This is a genomic window from Methylobacterium trifolii, from assembly GCF_022179685.1.
Taxonomy (GTDB): Bacteria; Pseudomonadota; Alphaproteobacteria; order Rhizobiales; family Beijerinckiaceae; genus Methylobacterium; species Methylobacterium trifolii.
Map to the genome: position 1 here is coordinate 1 of NZ_BPRB01000310.1, position 3,855 is coordinate 3,855.

Annotated in this window: 3 protein-coding genes; 2 read left to right on the top strand and 1 reads right to left on the bottom strand. The window is 70.1% G+C overall.

Annotated features, from left to right (window positions below; all coding sequences use genetic code 11):
- Nucleotides 1–930, bottom strand: a 930-nt coding sequence (locus COGEMETH_RS22915) for an acyltransferase family protein (protein ID WP_238184990.1), incomplete at its 3' end; no start/stop codon positions are given.
- Nucleotides 931–1,195: 265 nt separating this feature from the next.
- Between COGEMETH_RS22915 and COGEMETH_RS22920 the strand changes: the two genes are divergently transcribed.
- A complete protein-coding gene (locus COGEMETH_RS22920) occupies nucleotides 1,196–2,767 on the top strand; it encodes a L,D-transpeptidase family protein (RefSeq protein ID WP_373875424.1) in 1,572 nt (523 codons plus the stop codon).
- Nucleotides 2,768–2,929: 162 nt separating this feature from the next.
- On the top strand, nucleotides 2,930–3,463 hold the full coding sequence (locus COGEMETH_RS22925; RefSeq protein WP_238184991.1) for a Dps family protein: 534 nt from the start codon (nucleotides 2,930–2,932) through the stop codon (nucleotides 3,461–3,463).
- Nucleotides 3,464–3,855 lie beyond the last annotated feature (392 nt).

Sequence of the window (3,855 nt, forward strand, 5' to 3'; positions counted from 1 at the left end):
GGTCCAGCACCTGTGGCCGGGCATCGGCCACAGGTGCTGGACCAGGGCGATCAGCGTGTAGTGCCCGAGGTAGAACGTATAGGAATAGAGCCCGAGCCGGCGCATCGGCCAGGAGCCGAGGAGCCGCACCAGCGGGCCGCGCCCGTGCAGCAGGGCGCAGAACGGCACGATCAGGGCCGCGCTCTGCAGGGTGTAGCGCAGGGTCTCGCGGAAGACGGGATCGCGCACCAGCAGCGTCCCGAGGATCACGGCGAGCGCCGCGCCCACGTGCCACGCCTTCGGCCGCCACGCCCGGTCGCCCGCGATCACCGGGTTGTTCCACAGGCCGAGGCAGCAGCCGAACAGGATCGCGTCGAGGCGCGTGTGGGTCCAGCTGTAGTTCAGGCTGTAGTCGGACAGCCGCCAGACGTTGAGGCAGCGGATGCCGAGCACCAGCAGGCAGACGGCCAGGCACAGGGCCGCCGCCCGGCGCGGCGTGCGCCGCCCGAGCCAGAGGATGAAGGCCAGGGGGAAGGCGAGGTAGAAGTGCTCCTCGATGGCGAGGCTCCACAGGGGCACCGGCAGCACCGCCTCCGTGCCGAACAGGCCCGGATAGTTGGTCAGGAAGGTGGCCTGCCCGAGCACGGCCGCCGGCTCGACCCGCATCCAGTCGAGAAGGCCGAGGGCGTAGAGCGCGCCCGACAGCGCGAGCGTCAGGTACATCGGCGGCAGGATGCGCAGCGCCCGGCGCAGGTAGAAATCTCGCAGCGAGACGCCGCCCGTCGCCCCCTGCTCGATCCGCAGCAGGGTGGTGATGAGGTAGCCGCTGAGGAAGAAGAACACCGTGACCCCAAAACCCCCCGGCACCACGTGGCCGTAGCCGGCATGGGCGACGAAGACGATCAGGATGGCCACCGCCCGCACCCCGTCGAGCTGCGCCAGGTAGGGCATTTCTTTTGGGGTTTGGGGGTTCGGTTCGGGCATCGACGGGGCAGCGTTACCCTTGGGCGGACGGCGGACGGCGGACGGCGGATGGGCCCGAGCTTACCGCACTCTGCGCCGAATCCGGGCCTGCCGACATCCGCAGCCGCACCGGAGACGGCCGGCCGATGCGCCGCATGGTGAACGCCGGGGCACCGAGAGGGGATTGGTAACCATCGCCGCGCATCATCCGGCCCGATCGCGCGTCCTCGTCCAGGCGTTCGGGGTGCCGATGATGGTGTTGCGTATGGTCTCGACCGCCTCACGCCTGCGCGCGGGCCTGCCGCCGCTTCTTTTGGGATTCGGTCTGAGTGCCGCCCTGGCGCAGGGGGCGCCCCCCGCGCCGCCGGCTGCGATCGTCGCGCCGGCTCCGGTGCAGCAGCCCGCACCGCTTCCCCAGCCCGTCACCGCCGCGCCGATCCCTGCGCCCCCGGCCAATCCCGGCGCCAATCCCCTGGCCGAGGCGCCGACGCAAAATCCCAAAAAGAGCAGGGAGGCGGCGCCGCTGGTCTATGCCCGCGTCTCGGCCGATCCGGTGCCGACCCTGAACCCGCGGACCTTCCTCGACACCCTGCGCGCGGCCGAGCGCTACGCGGCCTTCGCCGAGGCCGGCGGCTGGGAGCGGCTGCCGGACACGCTCGTCCTGAAGCCGGGGGAGCGCAACCCGGCGATCCCGTCGCTGCGCCACCACCTGACGCTGACCGGCGACCTCCCCCCGGACGCGCCCGCCAGCGACCGGCTGGACCCGGTGCTGATCGCGGCGGTGACGGCGTTCCAGGGCCGCCACGGCCTGCCCGAGACCGGCCTCGTCGGGCGCCAGACGCTGGCGGCGCTGAACGTGCCGGCCGATATCCGCCAGCGCCAGCTCGCGGCCTCCGCCGCCCGGCTGATGGGCTCGAAGTTCCCGTTCGGCGAGCGCTACGTCGTGGTCAACATCCCCTCGGCCACCGTCGAGGCGGTGGAGGGCGGCGTGGTGGCGCGCCGCTACGTCGCCGTGGTCGGCTCCCCCGACAAGGCGACGCCGGCGGTGGAGACCCGCATCACCGACATCAACTTCAACCCGACCTGGACGGTGCCGGTCTCGGTGGTCAAGAACGAGATCATCCCGCGGATGCGCAAGGAGCCGGGGTATCTGGCCAAGAACCACATCCGCATGCTCGGCCCCGGCAACGTCGAGGTCGACCCGACGAAGATCGACTGGAAGGGCGAGAAGGCGGTCAACTACACCCTGCGCCAGGATTCCGGCTTCGACAATTCGCTCGGCCAGGTGCGCATCGACATGCCCAACCGCCACGCGGTCTACATGCACGACACGCCCTCGAAATCCCTGTTCTCCCGCAACGTCCGCTTCCACAGCCACGGCTGCGTCCGGGTGGGGCAGGTCAAGGAGTTCGTCGGCTGGCTGCTCCAGGGCAGCGAGGGCCCGAACGGGCCGGGCTCGGCCTGGGGGGCGATCGAGATCGAGACCGGCATCGCCGACGGGGAGCGCCGCGACATCAAGCTGCCGCGCCCGGTGCCCGTGACCTTCGTCTACCTGACGGGCTACGCCACCCCGGACGGGCGGGCCCACTTCCGCGACGACATCTACGGCCTCGACACGCCGGGCGGCCCGGTGCCCTCGGCCGCGACCGAGCCCGCCACCACCGGCGCGATCGCGCCGCGTCCCGCGATCCGTCCGGCCAGGGCCGGCCAGCGCCCGCCGGCCGCCGCCGACCTGACGCCGGCCGTCGCCCCACCCCGCCCGCGCCGGGCCTCCGTGCCGGCCGCCGACTACGCACCGCGGCCGCCGGGATCGATCCCGAACTGACCGGCTCAGTCTGGAATCGCTCCAGGCTGTGCATGCTCGGCGGGCCTGCCATGCGGCGGCTCGGGGGCCAGGAACAATCGCGCCCACCGTTCATTTTCGCGGGGAGAAGGACGCCGGTCACGGACGGCGTCCCGTCCCCCTGTTTCGAACGGAGCCAAGACCATGGCGAAAGCCAAGCCCATCAGCCGCATCGAGAGCGGCCGCCTCAACACCCCGACCGACCTCGATCCGAACGACGTCAAGAAGATCTCGGAGGGCCTCGCGGTCCTGACCTCGGACCTGTTCGCGCTCTACATCAAGACCAAGAACTTCCACTGGCACATGAGCGGCCCGAATTTTCGCGATTACCACCTGCTGCTGGACGAGCAGGGCGAGCAGATCTTCGGCATCATCGACGACGTGGCCGAGCGCGCCCGCAAGATCGGCGGCACGGCGCTGCGCTCCCTCGGCCAGGCCCAGTCCCTCACCCGCGTGGCCGACAACGACGCCGAGTACGTCTCGCCCCTCGACATGCTCAAGGAGCTGCGCGACGACAACAAGGCCCTGACCGCCAACATGCGCGAGCTGCACGAGGTCACGGACGAGGCCAACGACGTCTCGACCACCTCGCTCCTCGAGGAGTGGATCGACCAGTCCGAGGAGCGCACCTGGTTCCTCTACGAATCCACCCGCGACGCGACGGACGGCGGCCACTGAGGCGTCCTCACGCCCGAACGGGTTTTTCGAGACCAGCCCCGCATCCCCGGATGCGGGGCTTTTTTCGGGCGATTATACCGTTCGCACATACACCCCTGACATGCCTTCGCGGCTCGCCGAAGAACGGGGTGTATGTGCTGACGTGGGCGTGAAGGCGCTCACGGCAAATTTGCGCCCTATTCCGGTGCGACTTTTTGTGCCGAGAAGGGGTGAGCGATGTGTAAGAATTTGATTGTGATCTTGATCCTCGCTTCCACCGCGTCGGGATGCATGTCGAGGAGCGGGTCTGGCTCGGGATCGGGCCGCAATAGCGCGTTCAACCTTGATCCTGACCGGCCACGCTCATGCTACGGTGGCCCTGTCTACCAACCGTGCTAGAGCCGTGCCCGACC